This is a genomic window from Sphingopyxis sp. GW821-FHT02C12 (genome assembly GCF_059421785.1).
Genome location: NZ_JBWKVQ010000001.1, coordinates 1,928,568 through 1,946,137, shown reverse-complemented (window position 1 = coordinate 1,946,137; position 17,570 = coordinate 1,928,568). Strand labels below are relative to the sequence as shown.

Below are 17,570 nucleotides of genomic sequence, written 5' to 3'. Positions count from 1 at the left end.
CGCCCGGACGGGTCAAGCGCCGCCTAGCCCGCGCGCGCGACGCTTTCGACAGACGACATGACCTCGCGATCGGCGGCCTTAGCCGCATAGACCGCGCGGTCGGCGACATCGAACAGCCTTTTCGCGCTGGTGCCCTGTTCGGGCCAGGTTGCGACCCCGATGCTGGCGCCGACGCGGATCGCGGCGCCGTCGATGCGATAGGGCGCCGCCAGCGCCGACAGCATATGGCCCGACAGCGAGGTGTCGAGCAGCGGCGACCCCGCAGGTACGAGAATCGCGAATTCGTCGCCGCCCTGCCGCGCGACCATCGCATGGTCGCCGCACGCGTGACGCAGGCGCGCCGCGACTTCGCAGAGCAGCGCGTCGCCGACACCATGACCGTAGCGGTCGTTGACCGGCTTGAAACCGTCGAGGTCGAGCAAGGCGATCGCGAAACGCGTATCGGACCCCGCCGCGGCAATTTCCTGGTCGAGCCGCGCGTCGAGTTCGCGGCGGTTCCACAGGCCGGTGAGCGGATCGGTGTGTGCGAGATCGCGCATCTGTTGCTGCAGTTGCAACAGGTCGATCAGCTGGCGGTGCTGCTGAAAGATCATGCGCAGCAAAAAGGCGGTCGCGACGAACAGGCTGGTTCCCGCCGCGATTTCTGGCGGGTTGCCCGAGGTCAGCATGAGCAACATGATCGGAACGAGCCCGATGCCGAGGTTGACGATCGTCGTGAAGCGGATCGACGACAGGCAATAGGCGGTCGCGAGCGAGCCCATCGCCATGATCATCGCATAATAGCTATGCGCCTCGGGCGGCGCGGCGAACCAGTTGGTCACCGTCCAGATGCTGCACATCGCCCCCATGGTGCCCGACAGCCAGGTCGCTTCCTTGATCACCCGCCGCGCACGGCGCGGGCTCATGCGGCGGCCGCGCGCCTTGAGCAGGTATAAAAATCCCAGCAGGCATACGACCGCGAGCGTGATCGGAAACCCGAGGCGAACGATCCAATGGACGCTTTCGACCCCGGCGTAGATCGCCGTCGGCGTCGTCGCCGCGAGGGTCAGGAACAACATCGGGGTCAGGGTCTCGATACGATTGGCGCGCAGCAACGCGACATCGTCCCGGATCGATTCCGGAACCGGCGGGAAAACCCGCGCCCTCAGCCAATGATAGACCCCCGTCATGGCCATGGGGATAGAGCGCAGGAGTAAAACATCGGTTAAGGATAGAATCCCCATTTTTCATCCGGCTACGCGTCTAGCACGACGGTCGGACTTGCAAAATATTAACCATGTTTTGCGACAGCCGCTCCCATCCGAATTTCGATCCTTTGGGGGAGTCCGTCATCATGTCCTATCCTGTCGCGTCACTGACCACACCCACGCCCGCACTGGCGTCGCCGATGCCGTCCGCCGATCCGACGCTGCCACAGAACGACACCCCGGCGCAGCGCGCCGCCCGCGCGGCGCAACTGACCGCGACGCAGGCGGTCTATGTATGGACCACCGACGTTCCCACCCTGCCCGGCGTGCCGCTGGCGACCGACGTGCCCAAGAACGACGTGCCGACCATCGCCTGGTTCGGCAAGCTGATCACCATCGGCCTCGCGATCGTGCGCAACGCGCTCGCGGTGAAGCTGGGTGCGGTCGAAGCCGGCGAACTGACCGGGCCGCACCCCGACTATGCCGCCGCGCTCGCCGAATGCGACGCGATCGAGGCCTCGACGCTCAAGATCACCGCCGCGCATGGCGCGCATGAAGGCGGTAATATCTTCGAACGCATTGTCGACGATGTTGAAAGCGCGGTCGCGACGATCGAACGCGACGCGCATCTGACCCTCCTCGAAGGCTATAAGGCGCGCATCGAGGACTTGATGAAGGTCAGCGACGACGAGGTCGCGGGCATCGGCAGCCGCGCACCGCGCAGCCTCGACGCCTATCGCGCGCTGTTCCAGACGCTGCCGGTGCCGGGCATCGCCTATGATTTCCAGAACGACGCCAGCTTCGCGCGGCTGCGCGTGCAGGGGCCGAACAATATGCTGATCGCCGCCGTCGGCGATGCGCTGCCCGCGAATTTCCCGCTGACCGCCAAGCAATATGCCGCGGTGGTGAACGGCGACACGCTCGACCGCGCGCTCGCCGACGGCCGCCTGTTCCTGCTCGATTACAAGGACCTGGCGGTGCTCGATCCCGGAACTTATCGCGGCGAGGCCAAATATGCCTGGCAACCGCTCGCGCTGTTCGCGGTGCCGCCGGGCGGCGCCTCGCTGATCCCGGTCGCGATCCAGTGCGGTCAGGATCCCGCCGACTTCCCGATCTTCACCGCCTCGCCCGCGCCCGAGAAACTGTGGGGCTGGGAAATGGCGAAGCTCGTCGTGCAGGTCGCCGACGGCAATTATCACGAATTGTTCGCGCATCTGGCGCGCACGCATCTGGTGATCGAAGCCTTTGCCGTCGCGACGCACCGCCACCTCGCCGAGGTCCATCCGATCTGGGCCCTCCTCGTCCCGCATTATGAGGGGACGCTGTTCATCAACGAAGCCGCGGCGACCTCGCTGATCGCCGCGGGCGGGCCGATCGACCATATTTTCGCGGGCACGATCACCTCGAGCCAGGCGGCGGCGGTCGATGCGCGGCTCGCCTTCGACTTTTACGGCAAGATGCTGCCCGCCGACCTAGCGGCGCGCGGCGTCGGGGTGAGTTCGGCGCTCGCCGACTATCCGTACCGCGACGACGCGCTGCTGGTGTGGAATACGATCCACGAATGGGCGCGCCAATATGTCGACCTTTATTATACCAACGACGCGGCGGTGGTCGCCGACACCGAACTCACCGCCTGGGCGGCGTGCCTTGCCTCCGAAGCCAAGATCAGGGGCTTCGGCCCGGTGACGACGCGGGGGCAACTCGCGCAAATCTGCACGATGGTGATGTTCACTGCGAGCGCGCAGCATGCGGCGGTCAACTTCCCGCAAAAGGACATCATGACCTTTGCCCCCGCGATCACCGGTGCGGGCTGGGAGCCGGCGCCGACCGGCCAGCGCGGGCAGGACAAGCCCGGCTGGCTGGCGATGATGCCGCCGAAGGGGCTGGCGCTCGAGCAGTTGAACGTGCTCGAACTGCTGGGTTCGCTGCGCTATCGCCCGCTCGGCGATTATCGCAGCAACGCCTTTCCCTATCCCTTGTGGTTCCAGGATCCGCGCGTCACCGCGAAGAGCGGTCCGCTCGCCTGGTTCCAGGCGGCGCTCACCGATGTCGAAACCGAGATCGCGGCGCGCAACGCACAGCGGCTGGCGCCCTATCCCTATCTGCAGCCGAGCCTGATTCCGACGAGCATCAATATTTGAGGCGGCGACGCCAGACAAAACACACGCGTCATTGCGAGCGAAGCGAAGCAATCCAGGGGCGGCTTACGCCCACTCTGGATTGCCGCGTCGCTTCGCTCCTCGCAATGACGACGCTCAGTGATCCGGTAGCAGCGCGCCTATCGCGAGCGTTCAGCTGCCCTTTTTCTTCCGGTGGCTTTCGAGGTCGAGCACCGCATTGTCGACGCCCTCGGGCAGCAGGCCCAGCCGGCGCGCGACTTCCTGATAGGCTTCGACCTCGCCGCCGAGGTCGCGGCGGAAGCGGTCCTTGTCGAGCTTTTCGTTGGTGGTCATGTCCCACAGGCGGCAGCCGTCGGGGCTGATCTCGTCGGCGAGGATGATGCGGCTGAAATCGCCGTCATAGAGCCGCCCGAATTCGAGCTTGAAGTCGACCAGGCGGATGCCGACCGCGGCGAACATGCCCGACATGAAGTCGTTGATGCGGATCGCCATGTCCTGGATATCGTGCAATTCTTCCTGGCTGCACCAGTTGAAGCAGGCGATATGCTCCTCGGCGACCAGCGGATCGCCGAGCGCGTCGTCCTTGTAGCAATATTCGATCAGCGTGCGGGGGAGCTGCGTGCCTTCCTCGATGCCGAGCCGCTTCGACAGCGTGCCGGCGGCGACATTGCGCACGATCACCTCGATCGGGACGATCTCGACCTGGCGGATCAACTGCTCGCGCATGTTGAGGCGGCGGATGAAATGATGCGGGACGCCGATGTTGCCGAGCAGGGTGAAGACATGCTCGCTGATCCGGTTGTTGAGCACGCCCTTGCCGCTGATCGTGCCCTTTTTCTGGGCGTTGAACGCGGTCGCGTCATCCTTGAAATACTGGATCAGCGTACCCGGTTCGGGGCCCTCATAGAGGATCTTGGCTTTGCCTTCGTAGATCTGGCGGCGACGGGCCATGGGCACATGCTTTCCTTGACGTCAAAATAGCTGGCCCCGGCGAATACGACTCATGCGAGGCGCGGCGCCGGGGCGGTTCCGGCGCCTATAGCGGCAAAGGTCGGGCGCGTCATCCCCGGGCGTAAGACACCCCTTCTCCCGTCGGGAGAGGGAGGATTTACACCTTTACGCTTACGTAAACTAGAGCTTGCCTTCCTTCGCATCCCTTGCGACCATGGCCGCAACGACAAGGAGAGAGACATGAGTTTCGAAGAGATTCGCCTCGACAAGCATGAGGGCATCGCGCTGTTGACGCTGTACCGGCCCGACCGGATGAACGCCTTCACCACCCAGATGATGACCGAAATCGTCGCCGCGCTCGACGAATGCGACGCCGACGACGGGGTGCGCGCGGTGATCTTCACCGGCCATGGCGAGCGCGCCTATTGCGCAGGGGCGGACCTCGGCGCCGGCGGATCGACCTTCGATTACGACAAGCGCACCGACAAGGCGGCACTGCTGCCCGAGGGCATATCGGCAAGCCCGGTCGCCGAAGACGGCACGATCGACTGGTCGCACCCGCTGATCCGCGACGGCGGCGGGCGCGTGTCGATGCGCATCTTCGAGGCGAAGAAGCCGGTGCTCGGCGCGATCAACGGCGCCGCGGTCGGCATCGGCGCGACGATGACGCTGTCGATGGACGCGCGCCTCGCCAGCGACACCGCGCGCTATGGCTTTGTCTTCGCGCGCCGCGGCATCGTTCCCGAGGCAGCGTCGAGCTGGTTCCTGCCGCGCCTCGTCGGCATCCAGACCGCGCTCGACTGGTGCTATTCGGGGCGGCTGGTCCCCGCCGCCGAAGCGCATGAAAAGGGCCTCGTCCAGTCGGTCCATGCCCCCGGCGAACTGGTCGATGCCGCGATCGCCAAGGCGCGCGAACTGACCGGCGACAGCGCCCCGGTGTCGGTCGCGCTGACCCGCCACATGATGTGGCGCATGCTCGGCGCGCCGCACCCGATGAGCGCGCACCGCTGGGACAGCCGGGTGATCTTCGCCCGCGGGCGCAGCCCCGACGCCGCCGAGGGGGTGACGAGCTTCCTCGAAAAACGCGAACCCCATTTCACCGCGAGCGTCGCGAACGACTATCCGTCTTTCGGCGAGTTCGAGGATGCGCCGCCTTACGGCTAAGGTCCTTATAATCCTCCCTGTGGCGAAGCCATGGGGAGGTGGCAGCGCGGAGCGCTGACGGAGGGGCCATTGCGCGACGTTTCGGCCCCTCCACCATCCGCTTCGCGGACGGTCCCCCTCCCCATCGCTTCGCGACAGGGAGGATCAACTACGCGTCAAACCACGTCGTACATCCTTTTCCCGCGCCGCACCGTCATGCTGTGCGTGTCCTTCAGCGCGAGCGATTTTTCGCGGATCGTCTCGACGCTGTGCCAGTGGGCGGTGACCTTGTCGGGAGTCATCGCCACCGACACATAGCCGCGATCGCGGGTGTTCGCCCATTTGAGCTGCGGCGACGATCCGCGCAGCGCCGCGACGCGCGTCTCTTCCGAAATCCCCTGCGTGTAATTTTCGAAGCCCGGCGAGGTGACGCTGTGGCCGCCGACCTCGATACCCGCCGGCCGGCCGTCATGCGCCAGGTCGAACGCCCAGGCGTTGTGGCTGTCGCCCGCGAGCATCACCAGGTCGGCATCGACCGACTGCGCCGCGCCGAGCAGCCGGTCGCGCGCCGCGGGATAGCCGTCCCATGCATCCATGTTGAGCGGCAGCCCGGCCTTGGCGGCGAGCTGTGACGCGGCGACGCGGCGGCGCACGACCTCGGGCGGGTTGGCGCCGAACCAGTTCGCCGATTCGGGCGGGGTGAAGAGCGTCCCGGTGACAATCTGCTGCGCACAGACCTGCCAACGCGTTCCGGCTTTCTTCGACGCGGCGAGGCCACCGAACAGCCATTTTTCCTGATCGCTGCCCATCAATTGGCGCGCGGGGTCGCGATAGGCGGTCTCGGCAAAGGCCTTGAGCTTCGCGGCCGCATCGCCGCCGCCCGCGACGATCTCGTCGATCTCGAACGGCCGGTCGCGCGCGGTCACCCGCGTTTCGGGCAGGAAGATCGTCGCGAGGTCGCCGACCTGATAGTCGCGCCAGCGCGTGTCGGCGACCGGCATCCATTCGCCATGCGCGCGCTCGGCCGCTGCTACACGGTCGGTCCAGCTGCCTTCGCCGTCGTTGTGATTTTCGGCCCCGCCCTTCCAGGCGTCGTTGGCGAATTCATGATCGTCCCATTGCGCGATCATCGGGAACAGCTGGTGCAGCCGCTGCAGATCGGGGTCGGCACGATAGGCGGCGTAGCGCAGCCGATAGTCGGCGAGCGCGACGATTTCCTGCGACGGCTGGATCTCACGCCCCGGCAGCGCCTGTTTCGCCGAGGGATAGTCGCCGGCGGCATATTCATAGAGATAGTCGCCGACATGGGCGACGAGGTCGATGTCCTGGCGCGATGCGGCATGGCCATAGGCGTTGAACCAGCCGAAGGGCATGTTCGAACAGGAAAAGAGCGCGAGATTGAAGGCGGACGTCGGCCCCTGCGGCAGGGTACGGGTGCGGCCGGTGATCGATTTGGTGCCGTCGGGCGCGACGAAGCGATAGAAATACCAGCGGCCGGGTTGCAGCCCGCGAACCATCAGCTTGGCGGTGTGATCGCTGGCGCCGTCGGCATCGACGCTGCCCCCGCCAACGATGCGCGCGAAATCGGGTGTTTCGGCGACCTCGACGGTCAGCCGGGCATCGGAGGGCGCGGCATAGCGTGTCCACAGCATTACCGAATTGGGTCCCGGCTCGCCGCTCGCGACGCCATGGGTGAAACCCTGCGCCATCATCGCCCGCGCCGCGCCGGGCAGGCCCAGCGCTGCAAGTCCGGCGGTACCGAGCTTGATCAGCAGGCGGCGGTCGATCTCTCCCCAAAGCGGATGCATCGCAGTCTCCCTATTTTCCGGCGGCTTCTTGCTCCGTCTTTGTGACGATATGGCGCGCCTATCCCATCACCCCCATCGCCAGCAGCAGCAGCATGAAGGTGGTCACCGCGAACAGGCTGAAGAACAGCAGCATCGTCCCGCGCACGAGCGCCCCGAAGCGCGACGAGCGATAGGCGCCGCGCAGCTGGCGAACCATGTGGAAGGGCACATAGAAGATCGCGAGGACGGTCGCGACGTCGCCCAGCACCGTCAGGTTGAGCAGACGCACGACGACGAACAGCAGTAGCATGAACGAAATCGAATAAGTGACGAAGACGAAATGGTCGTAGGTGTGGAAGCGGCGGCTGAACGGATAGAGCAGCCACATGAAGGGCAGCGACAGCGGGATCAGCGCCCAAGCGAATTTATAGGCGTTCGCCTGCAACTTATACATGACGAGCGACGGGTTCGCGCGCGCCTTTTCGAAACCATGGTCGATGAAGGGCACCCCGGTATCGACCTTGGTCCGTGACAGGAAATCGACGCTGGTCATCATCTGCTCGCCCGGATCTTCGAGCACCGGCGGCCCCTTTGCCCGCTCCTCCGCAGTCATCGGCTTCGCGATGCCGAGATATTCGGCGCTCTTGCGCAGCGAGACGAGCTCCTGCTCGAGCTGCCGCTTTCGCTCCGGCGTCAGGCCCTTTTTTGCAAGCTCGGCATTAACCTCCGCCGTTTCCGCGAGGAAGCGCGCCTGGATCGCGCTCGCCTCGGTCTGGTTTGCCGCCGCCTTGGCCAGCCCCTCGCCGAACCCGCCGCCGCTGCCGACCATCGCGAGCACCGCATAGGTCAGGAAGACCGCGAACAGGAACAGCGCCAGCGGCGAGATGAAGCTCGCGCGCTCGCCATGGATATAGCGGCGCGTCAGGTCGCCGGGGCGCCAGGCGAGCATCGGCAGCGTGTTCCAGATCTTGCCCTCGAAATGGAAGATCGCATGGACGAGGTCGTGCCCGATCGCGCCGAAGCTGCGGTGAACGTCGGCGCGCTGGCCGCAATGATGACAATGCGAGCCGACGAGGCTGGTCCCGCAATTGAGGCAGCGCGTACCCGCATGTCCATCCGGGCCGCCGTGGCGCGGTTCGACCGCGCGTGCCGCCAGCCCGGCGGTCACCGCCGCCCCGATCCCTTCGATGTCCCCTGTCATGACGCCTAGGTAGCAGCGCGCGCGGCGCGTGCAACGGGGACTTTCACCGGCCGCGCAAAGCATGATAGGGCGCGCGCATGACCGCCAAAGCCCATACCCTGTCCCCCGTTCCCGACCCCGATGCGCTGATCGCCGACATGGGCGCGCGCGCGCGCATCGCGGCCAAGCGGCTGGCCGTGGTGCCGACCGCGGAAAAGGCCGCGGGCCTGCGGGCCGCGGCGGGCCAGCTGCGCCTGCGCGCCGACGCGATTCTCGACGCGAACCGGCGCGACATGGCGGCGGCCAAGGCGGCGGGGCTGTCGGCGGCGATGCTCGACCGGCTGCGGCTCGACGATGCCCGGCTCGGCGGTATCGCCGAGGCGGTCGAGGCGGTCGCCGCGCTCCCCGACCCCGTCGGCATGGAAATCGACCGCGCCGTCCGCCCCAATGGCATGGCGCTCAGCCGCGTGCGCGTCCCGCTCGGCGTCGTCGGCATCATCTATGAAAGCCGGCCGAACGTCACCGCCGACGCGGCGGCACTGGGGCTGATGTCGGGCAATGCCGTGATCCTGCGCGGCGGCAGCGAGGCGGTGAACAGCAATCGTGCGATCCACGCCGCGCTCGCCGCGGGGCTCGCCGAAAGCGGCCTGCCCGTCGATGCGGTGCAACTGGTACCGGTGCAGGACCGCGCCGCCGTCGGTGCGCTGCTGCGCGCGCAGGGGCTGGTCGACATCATCATCCCGCGCGGCGGCAAGAGCCTGGTCGCGCGGGTGCAGGACGAGGCACGCGTGCCGGTGCTCGCGCATCTCGACGGGATCAACCATCTTTATCTCGACGGCGCCGCCGACCTCGCCAAGGCGGTGGCGCTTGCCGTCAACGCCAAGATGCGCCGCACCGGCGTGTGCGGCGCGACCGAGACGATCCTGATCGACCGTGCCTTTCCCGAGCCGCTCGCCATCGTCGACGCGCTGGTCGTCGCAGGTTGCGAAGTGCGCGGCGACAGGGAGGTCGCGGCGCTGAGCCCGCATGTCGGACCCGCCAGCGCGAACGACTGGGACTGCGAATATCTCGACGCGATCGTCTCGATCGCGATGGTCGACGGCCTCGCCGGCGCGCTCGCGCATATCGACGCGCATTCGAGCAAGCACACCGACGCGATCGTCACCGAGGATGCGGGCGTCGCTGAACGTTTCCTGTCCGAGGTCGACAGCGCGATCGTCATGCACAACGCCTCGACGCAATTCGCCGACGGCGGCGAATTCGGGCTGGGTGCCGAGATCGGCATCGCGACGGGACGGCTGCACGCGCGCGGTCCGGTCGCGCTCGAAGGGCTGACAACGTACAAATGGCTGGTGCGCGGGACGGGTCAGGTCCGGCCCTGACACGCAAGGTCCCCACCGGCCTCCTCGGCGGCAGCTTCAACCCAGCGCACGGCGGGCATCGCGCGATCAGCCGCAATGCGATCGACGCGCTCGGGCTCGACGAACTCTGGTGGCTCGTCTCCCCCGGCAATCCGCTCAAGCCCGCGAAGGGTATGGCGCCGCTGCCGGCGCGCCTTGCCTCCGCCCGGCGCGCGGCGCGGCGGTCGCCGATTCGCGCCACCGCGATCGAGGCCGAACTCGGCACGCGCTACACCGTCGATACGCTGAAGAAACTGGTCCGCCGCTATCCCAATCGGCAGTTCATCTGGATCATGGGCGCCGACAATCTGGCTCAATTGCCCCAATGGCGCGACTGGCGGGGGATCGCGCGGCTGATGCCGATTGCGGTTATCGCGCGTCCGGGCTATAATGGCCGCACCCATGCTGCAAAGGCGATGGGTTGGCTTCGGCGCTTCGTCCGGCCCGCGGACCAGAAAAGTCACTGGACGGACTGGAGACCGCCTGCCCTCGTGTTCCTGCGATTTTCGCCCGATGTGCGATCCGCAACTGCAATACGGCAGGCCAACCCCCGCTGGTTCGAGAGCTATGCTGGCCGCGCGATGCGCGACCCGCTGACGCATTCGCGGCTGGCCACGGACGAAAAGGAATGAATAAGCTTGATAGCCGCCAGTAAGGATGCCGCGCCCGGCGCCGCACCGAATGACAGCGTGGAAGCCCTCCACGCGCTGATCCTCCACCAGCTGGACGAGGATCAGGCCCAGGAAACCATTTCCATCCCGCTTGCCGGCAAGAGCAGCATCGCCGACCATATGGTCATCGCGAGCGGCCGGTCGACGCGCCATGTTTCGGCGATCGCCGACAAGCTGGCGCAGCGGATCAAGCAGGAAGCCGGCCGCCTGGTCCGCGTCGAGGGCCTGCCCAACGCCGATTGGGTGCTGATCGATGCCGGCGACGTCATCGTCCACCTGTTCCGCCCCGAAGTGCGCAGCTTCTATAACCTCGAGCGCATGTGGTCGTTCGGCGACGCGCCGCCGGTCACCGCCGTAAATTGACGTCCCTGCCCGCCGGAGGCTAGGCGGGGCGTCATGCTGCTGCACATCATCGCACGGGGACGTATCGGGCGGTCCCCCGAGGCCGAGCTTGTCGGCCGCTATATGAAGCGCGTGACCTGGCCGCAGAAAATCACCGAATTGCCCGACACCGGCGGCAAGGTGCCGCCCGCGGCCCCGGGCAGCCGCACGATCCTGCTCGACGAGACGGGCGAGCAGATCACCTCCCTCGACCTCGCCAAACTGCTCGAACGCTGGCGCGACGACGGGGTGCGCGAGGCGCGTTTCTGCCTCGGCGCCGCCGACGGCTTCACCCCCGAAGAGCGGAAGGACGCCGACAAGGCGATTGCCTTTGGCCGCGCGACGTGGCCGCATCTGATGGCGCGCGCGATGCTCGCCGAGCAATTGTGGCGCGCGACGAGCATCATCGCCGGTCACCCCTATCACCGCGAAGGCCAGCAATGAGGCGCGCCTTCGCTTTGCCGGCAATGGCCCTCGCGCTTGCCGGCGGGGCACTGGCGCTGGCGCAGAGCGACGCCTTCGATCCCGAGGCGATCGCCGCCGGGGAACGCCGGCAATTGATCAGCGCCAAGGAACAGTCGGCGGCGGCGCTGGCGCGCAGCGCGGCGCTCGAAGTGCAGGCGGCGGCGGCGACCGACGCCGCCGACCGGCTGAAGAAACGCAGCGCCGCGCTCGCCGCGCGCATCCAGTCGGCCGAGGCCGATATCAGTGCCGGCGAGGCGCGCGTCGCGCTGGTCGGCCGGCGCCTGCTGACGCAGCAGGCGCGGCTCGCCGAGCAGCAACAACCTTTGCTCGAACTCACCGCCTCGCTCCAGCAACTGTCGCGCCAGCCGCCGGTGACCGTGCTCGCGCAGCCGGGGTCGCTGACCGACATGGTCCACGCCCGCGCGGTGCTCGACGCGGTGATGCCGGTGATCGAGCGGCGCACCGCCGGGGTCCGCCGCGAGCTTGCCCAGCTCCGCGAAACCCGCGCGCAGCAATCGGTCGCGCTCGCGGCGCTCGCTGCGAGCAAGAAGCAGCTGGCGACGCGGCGCGACGAGCTGACGCGGCTGGAGAATGAAGGCCGGCTGCGCTCGCGCGACCTGATGAGCAGCGCGCGGCTCGAAGCCGACCGCGCGCTCGGGCTCGGCGAGAAAGCGCGCGACATCGTCGAACTGATGGACACGCTCGAGGTCGACAGCGGGGTGCGCGCCGAGCTGGCGCAGCTGGCGGGTCCGGTCCAGCGCCCGAACGATCCGGCGAGCGGCAACCCCGCGACCGCCGCGCCGTCCACGCAGGAAGCCGAACTGGCGCAAGGCGCCTATCGCCTGCCCGTCGTCGGGCGGATCGTCGCGGGACTCGGCGAGGTCGACGACAGCGGGGTGCGGTCGCGCGGCATCACCATCGTCGCGCGCCCGGGCGGCCAGGTCGTCGCCCCGGCGCCGGGACGGGTCAGCTTCGCCGGCGACTATCGCGGCTATGGCAAGATCGTCATTATCGACCATGGCGGTGGCTGGACCTCGTTGCTCACCGGGATGATCGGGCTGTCGGCGAGCGTCGGCGACACCCTCGATGCCGGGGCGCCGATCGGCCGCGCCGGGGCGCACGACGCGCATATCACCGTCGAGCTGCGCCGCGCCGGGCGCCCGGTCGACATCGCCCGGATGCTCGGCTGATCGCCCCCTGTTAACCCGCCGTTCGGATGCCGGTCCATAATGGGATGCTGCGCTTGACGCCCCGTCCAATGCGTAGGAATATGGCGGGCCGGGGACTATAGGGCGGACCGTCCGCCAAGGTGAAAGACGATCATGACCGAACCGACCAAGACCATCGCCTCCCCCAAGCGCCGTTTCGCGCTGTGGCAGGGCGCCGCCGCGCTGAGTACGCTCGCGCTGGTGCCGCTGGCGACCGGGGCGATGGCGACCGTCGACACCGCGACGACCAACGAGATTTCGCGCTTCATGGACGTCTTCCTCGAAGTGCGGTCGAACTATGTCGAACCGGTCGACGATTCGAAACTGATCGAAGGCGCGATCAACGGCATGCTCGCCAGCCTCGACCCGCATTCGGGCTATCTCGACGCCCGCGGCTTTTCGAACCTGCGCACCCAGACCGACGGCGAATATGGCGGGCTGGGCCTGTCGGTGACGATGGAAGACGGCGTCGTGAAGGTGATCGCGCCGACCGCCGACACCCCGGCGGCCAAGGCCGGGATCAAGGCCGGCGACTATATCACCCATATCAACAAGGAACTGATCTTCGGGCTGACGCTCGACGAAGCGGTCGACCAGATGCGCGGCAAGCCGGGCACCAAGATCGACATCACCGTCGTGCGCGAGGGCCAGGACAAGCCGATCGAATTGTCGCTGACCCGCGAAATCATCGACCTGAAGCCGGTGAAATGGGAAGTGAAGGGCGACGTCGGCGTGCTGACCGTGAGCAGCTTCTCCGCCGACGCGACCACCGACCTCAAGGCCGCGATGATGGCGGTCGAAAAATCGCTCGGTAAAAAGCCGCGCGGCTGGGTCCTCGACCTGCGTTCGAACCCCGGCGGGCTGCTCGACGAAGCCGTCGGGATCAGCGACCTGTTCCTCGAACGCGGCGAGATCGTCTCGCAGCGCGGCCGCCGCAAGGGCGACATCGAACGCTATTTCGCCGAACCCGGTGACCTCGCGGGCGGCGCGCCGGTGATCGTGCTGATCGACGCCGGATCGGCCTCGGCCTCCGAAATCGTCGCAGGCGCGCTGCAGGACCAGCACCGCGCGGTCATCATGGGCGAGCGCAGCTTCGGCAAGGGATCGGTGCAGACGGTACTGCCGCTGACCGACACGACCGCGCTGCGCCTGACCACGGCGCGCTATTATACGCCGTCGGGCCGCAGCGTGCAGGAAGGCGGGATCGACCCCGACATCCGCGTGCCGCAGCTGTCGGACCCCGATTACAAGGACCGTCCGCGCTTCCGCGAAAGCGACCTGCGGCGTCACCTGATCAACGAGAAGAAGGTCGACAATAGCCTGCTCGAAAAGGACGAGAAGGACGATCCGCGCTTCACCGCGACCGCCGAAGAGTTGAAGGCCAAGGGCATCGAGGATTTCCAGATGAACTATGCGCTGCAGACGATCGGCCGGATCAACCCCGCGGCGCGCATGGCGCAGGGCAGCGCCCCCGCCAAGGCGCCCGCCAAGCCGGTCCGCCGCAACTAAGCCGCGTCTGAGGGGTCCGACATGCTGAACTCGCGTATCGCCGCGCCGCTGGTGGCGCTCGCCGCGCCGCTGCTCCTCTATGGCGGGGCGCTGGTGTCGCAATATGGCTTTGGCCTGCACCCGTGCGAGATGTGCTACTGGCAGCGCTGGCCGCACCAGGCGGCGATCGTGCTGGCGCTGCTCGCGCTGCTGCTGCGCAGGAACGACGGCGCGATGCGGGCGCTGACCCTGCTCGCCGCCATCGCAATCGCGATCAGCGGCGCGATCGGCATCTTCCACGCCGGGGTCGAATATGGCTGGTGGCAGGGGCTGACGACGTGCAGTTCGACCGGCAGCGGTCCGGTGACACTCGACAGCATCATGGCGGCGCCGATCGTCCGCTGCGACGTGCCGCAATGGACGCTGGGACCGATCTCGCTCGCGGGATTCAACGCCATCTTCTCACTCGCCGCCGCCGGCTTCGTCTTGACCCTGCTGCGCCGGCGGCCCACATCGGCCGCATGAGCGACACGAAAAAGGACGGCGCCAACGACGACGGGCGCAACGCGTCGATGATCCGCGTCGACCAGGCGGGCGAATATGGCGCGACGCGCATCTATGCCGGCCAGCTCGCGGTGATGGGCGACCGCCACCCGATGGCGCGCGAAATCGCGCATATGGCCGAGCAGGAAGAGCGCCACCGCAAATTCTTCGACTCCATGGTCGCGCGGCGCGGCGTCCGCCCAACCGCGCTGCAGCCGGTGTGGAAGGTCGCGGGTTTCGCGCTCGGCGCGGTGACCGCCGCGATGGGACCGCGCGCCGCGATGGCGTGCACCGCCGCGGTCGAGACCGAGATCGACCGCCATTATCGCGACCAGCTCGACGAACTCGGCGACAGCGACCCCGAACTCAGCGCCGCGGTCGCCGATTTCCGCGCCGAGGAGCTGGAGCATAAGGAAGCGGCACTCGCCGCGGGCGCCGAAAGCGCGCCCGGCTATCCGCTGCTCAGCTTCGCGATCCGCGCCGGATGCCGCGCAGCCATCGCGCTGTCGAAGCGTATCTGATACAGAAACCGCCTGCCCGTTCATGACGGATGCAGGCACGCGGTGCCATTCCGCACGAAATGACGAAGGATGATCCGATGACCCGCCTCCCCCTCGCCGCGCTGCTCCTTGCCGGCAGCCTGTTCGCGCTCCCCGCCGCCGCGCAGGATGCCGACACGTCGAGCGCCGAAAAGATCAACCAGGTCATCGTTTACGGCAACGACAAGTGCGAGCCGTCGAGCAGCGACGAGATCGTCGTGTGTAACCGCCTGCCCGAAGGCGACCGCTATCGCGTGCCGCAGCTGTTCCGCGGCGGCGACCCGCTCGATCCGCGCAACCAGGCCTGGCTCAACCGCGTGACCGCAATGGAGCGCGTCGGCCGCTTCGGCACCGACAGCTGCTCGCCGGTCGGCCTCGGCGGCTTCACCGGCTGTACCCAGGCGCTCGTCGCGGGCGCCAAGGCCGAACGGCAGGCGGCCGACAAGACCGACTGGCAGGCGATGATCGCCGACGAACGCGCCAAGCGCATCGCCGGCATCGACGCGGCATCGGACGAAGTCGAAGCCGCGGTGGTCGCCGAGGAACGCGCGATGGCCGAACGCCAGAAGGCGGCCGCCGATCTGGAAGCCCAGGCGAACGGCACCGCGCCGCAGCGCGAGCAGGCCGAGCCCGACGCGACCGAATTGCCGGTGCCGCCGCGGAACTGACCGCGACGCCCCGACTGGCTGGTTGATCGCGAGCCGACACTGGGTTAGCGATTCTCCGACAGGGGAACAGGGGCGATATATGAAGATCGGAATGATGGCGCTGCTGCCGGCCGCGATAGGCTTGGCCGCGCCGGCGATTGCCGCACAGGCGGCGGACGAAACGACGGCTTCGGCGCGGGGTGAGGCCCCGCCCGCACCACCCGTCACGCCGGCGGCGAGCGTCGCGGCCGCGAGCGAGCAGGATTTTTCGGCTTGCGACGGCTATAACGCCCCGCGCGGAAAATCGGACGGAATCGCGCGCGAGACCTTCATGTTCGGCGCGGCCTCGCGATCCGCCGACATTCGCCGCAAGGACATTTACACCTTTGGAGAGCGAGGCCTCGCCGCCTGCGAGCGCGCGCTGCACGACGCGCGCCTGATCGACGCCTTCTGGCTGCGCCGCGCCAACCTGTTGCAGGCGCAAGCGGTCCATGCCGTCTGGGCGGGCCAAGCCGAGCGCGCCATCGCGCTGACCGGCGCCAGCGATGCGCTCGGCGCCGCGCACAAGGACGGCTATTTCCTGCAGAGCATCGGTGTCGGCAACCGCGGCGTCCGGGCCTATGCGCTGATCGCGCTCGGCCGGCGCGACGAGGCACTGGCCGCCATCGCGGAGATGCGCGCGGGCCGCCCCTGGTCGCAGTCGATCCGCCAGCTCGCGACGCGGCTGCACATGCACCTCGACAAAAGTTTCGCGGCACAGGCCGCGGAGATGAAGGATGCCGTTCCGCTGTCGCCCGAAAGCGGGCGCGCGCTTTTCTGGATGCTGTTCCTCGACGGCGACCTGGAGGCGGCGCGCGCGATCGCGCCGACGATCAGTTTCGACCTGCCCAAACAGCGGGGTGGCTGGACGCTGCGGGGCGGCGAGCAGAACGAACTCGAAGAAATCGAACAGCGCGCGACGGTGCAGGGCGCGCGCGCCTATGCGGAGGCCGCCGCCGGCAATACCGCCTGGGCCAAGACTGCGCTCGCGGAGGCGAAGGCCGACCTCGACGAAGCGATGGCGCCGCCACCGCCGCGCGCCGACGGCAAGCCGCCGAAAAAGCAGGATGTCGAAGATCACGCCCGCCGGCTGCCCTATGCACGCCGGGCCAAAAGCGAAATCGGGCTCTGGGAGGCCGCGATCGACCTGCGGCCGAAGATCGCCACGCGTCCCAGCGACGAAACCCACGCCGAATTCATTGCCAAGGGGTTGGATAAACTGCCGATCGTTGCCGATATATTGGCGAATCTTCCCACCGAAAATGCGGCCGAAAAGGCCGAGCTCGACGCGGTTCGGGCAAGGCTGCGGAGCAATTTCGACGCCGAGCGCGTCAAGGCTCTCGACTTTCCGGCGGCCGAGCTGATGGCGCTGCTGCCCCGGCCCGAAACATCCAAGATCGTTCCGACGCTCAAGCCCGCCGGCGACGGCTATTTCCTCAGCGACTCGGGATTGTCGCGCAATCAGGAGGGCAAAAGCGACATCTGGACCATCCGCTATACCCACAATCTGGCGCCGATCGCCGCCGTGGAAGAACTGGCGATGCTCGGCGCGGCGCAGACCGCGCGCCGCGAGGGGTATGACAGCATGATCCTGCTCAGCCGCCTGTCGATCTCGCGCACGACCAACGTGTCGGGCATGTATGTCGGCAGCTATCAGCAGAATTCGGGCTACGAGGCCCAGATGCGGGTGCGCTTCGTCAACGCCGGCGCCCTTCCCGCGGACCTTGCCGGCATGGAATGGCGCCTGATCCCGGCCCAAAAGGCGATCGACCAATTGTCGGATCGCTACAAGACCGGCGGGCTCACCATCGCCTGGTGAGC

16 protein-coding genes are annotated in these 17,570 nt (G+C 67.6%); 12 read left to right on the top strand and 4 right to left on the bottom strand.

What is annotated here, in order from left to right; translation table 11 throughout:
* Positions 1–23 precede the first annotated feature (23 nt).
* A complete protein-coding gene (locus tag AC07U1_RS09310) occupies positions 24–1,169 on the bottom strand; it encodes a GGDEF domain-containing protein (RefSeq protein ID WP_495197685.1) in 1,146 nt (381 codons plus the stop codon).
* Between the two features lie 164 nt (positions 1,170–1,333).
* Between AC07U1_RS09310 and AC07U1_RS09305 the strand changes: the two genes are divergently transcribed.
* Positions 1,334–3,328, top strand: a complete 1,995-nt coding sequence (locus AC07U1_RS09305) for a lipoxygenase family protein (protein WP_495176727.1) — start codon at positions 1,334–1,336, stop codon at positions 3,326–3,328.
* Positions 3,329–3,478: 150 nt separating this feature from the next.
* On the opposite strand, the gene purC is transcribed toward AC07U1_RS09305, so the two are convergent.
* Positions 3,479–4,258 (bottom strand): phosphoribosylaminoimidazolesuccinocarboxamide synthase, encoded by a 780-nt coding sequence (gene purC, locus AC07U1_RS09300; RefSeq protein WP_056345994.1) that lies wholly within the window; start codon positions 4,256–4,258, stop codon positions 3,479–3,481.
* Between the two features lie 240 nt (positions 4,259–4,498).
* Between purC and AC07U1_RS09295 the strand changes: the two genes are divergently transcribed.
* Positions 4,499–5,422, top strand: coding sequence for a crotonase/enoyl-CoA hydratase family protein (locus AC07U1_RS09295; RefSeq protein ID WP_495176728.1), 924 nt, complete (start codon positions 4,499–4,501; stop codon positions 5,420–5,422).
* Between the two features lie 155 nt (positions 5,423–5,577).
* On the opposite strand, the gene AC07U1_RS09290 is transcribed toward AC07U1_RS09295, so the two are convergent.
* Both AC07U1_RS09290 and AC07U1_RS09285 read right to left on the bottom strand, forming a co-directional pair.
* Positions 5,578–7,209, bottom strand: coding sequence for an alkaline phosphatase D family protein (locus tag AC07U1_RS09290; RefSeq protein WP_495176729.1), 1,632 nt, complete (start codon positions 7,207–7,209; stop codon positions 5,578–5,580).
* Positions 7,210–7,267: 58 nt separating this feature from the next.
* Positions 7,268–8,389, bottom strand: coding sequence for a DUF3667 domain-containing protein (locus AC07U1_RS09285; protein ID WP_187140582.1), 1,122 nt, complete (start codon positions 8,387–8,389; stop codon positions 7,268–7,270).
* A 77-nt stretch (positions 8,390–8,466) separates the two neighbouring features.
* Here AC07U1_RS09285 and AC07U1_RS09280 point away from each other — a divergent pair, with 77 nt between their 5' ends.
* The 10 genes from AC07U1_RS09280 to AC07U1_RS09235 all read left to right on the top strand — a co-directional run bounded on the left by AC07U1_RS09280 (position 8,467) and on the right by AC07U1_RS09235 (position 17,568).
* Entirely contained in the window at positions 8,467–9,750 is a 1,284-nt protein-coding gene (locus AC07U1_RS09280; protein ID WP_495176730.1) for a glutamate-5-semialdehyde dehydrogenase, read from the top strand.
* Entirely contained in the window at positions 9,714–10,400 is a 687-nt protein-coding gene (locus tag AC07U1_RS09275; RefSeq protein WP_495176731.1) for a nicotinate-nucleotide adenylyltransferase, read from the top strand. The genes AC07U1_RS09280 and AC07U1_RS09275 overlap by 37 nt, the downstream gene beginning before the upstream one ends.
* A 6-nt stretch (positions 10,401–10,406) precedes the next feature.
* Positions 10,407–10,802, top strand: coding sequence for a ribosome silencing factor (gene rsfS / locus AC07U1_RS09270; RefSeq protein ID WP_179102119.1), 396 nt, complete (start codon positions 10,407–10,409; stop codon positions 10,800–10,802).
* A 33-nt stretch (positions 10,803–10,835) separates the two neighbouring features.
* The gene (locus AC07U1_RS09265; RefSeq protein ID WP_187140579.1) at positions 10,836–11,264 is read left to right on the top strand and encodes a 23S rRNA (pseudouridine(1915)-N(3))-methyltransferase RlmH; all 429 of its coding nucleotides are present in this window, start codon (positions 10,836–10,838) and stop codon (positions 11,262–11,264) included.
* 23 nt (positions 11,265–11,287) lie between these two features.
* Entirely contained in the window at positions 11,288–12,475 is a 1,188-nt protein-coding gene (locus tag AC07U1_RS09260; protein ID WP_495197684.1) for a murein hydrolase activator EnvC family protein, read from the top strand.
* Positions 12,476–12,607: 132 nt separating this feature from the next.
* On the top strand, positions 12,608–14,002 hold the full coding sequence (locus AC07U1_RS09255; RefSeq protein ID WP_187140577.1) for a S41 family peptidase: 1,395 nt from the start codon (positions 12,608–12,610) through the stop codon (positions 14,000–14,002).
* Positions 14,003–14,023: 21 nt separating this feature from the next.
* On the top strand, positions 14,024–14,506 hold the full coding sequence (locus AC07U1_RS09250) for a disulfide bond formation protein B (protein ID WP_495176733.1): 483 nt from the start codon (positions 14,024–14,026) through the stop codon (positions 14,504–14,506).
* Positions 14,503–15,045 carry a demethoxyubiquinone hydroxylase family protein gene (locus AC07U1_RS09245; RefSeq protein ID WP_056345966.1) on the top strand — a complete coding sequence of 181 codons (543 nt, stop codon included), beginning with the start codon at positions 14,503–14,505 and terminating at the stop codon, positions 15,043–15,045. The genes AC07U1_RS09250 and AC07U1_RS09245 overlap by 4 nt, the downstream gene beginning before the upstream one ends.
* 77 nt (positions 15,046–15,122) lie before the next feature.
* On the top strand, positions 15,123–15,731 hold the full coding sequence (locus AC07U1_RS09240; protein WP_056347201.1) for a hypothetical protein: 609 nt from the start codon (positions 15,123–15,125) through the stop codon (positions 15,729–15,731).
* A 79-nt stretch (positions 15,732–15,810) separates the two neighbouring features.
* Positions 15,811–17,568 carry a hypothetical protein gene (locus AC07U1_RS09235; RefSeq protein WP_495176734.1) on the top strand — a complete coding sequence of 586 codons (1,758 nt, stop codon included), beginning with the start codon at positions 15,811–15,813 and terminating at the stop codon, positions 17,566–17,568.
* Positions 17,569–17,570 lie beyond the last annotated feature (2 nt).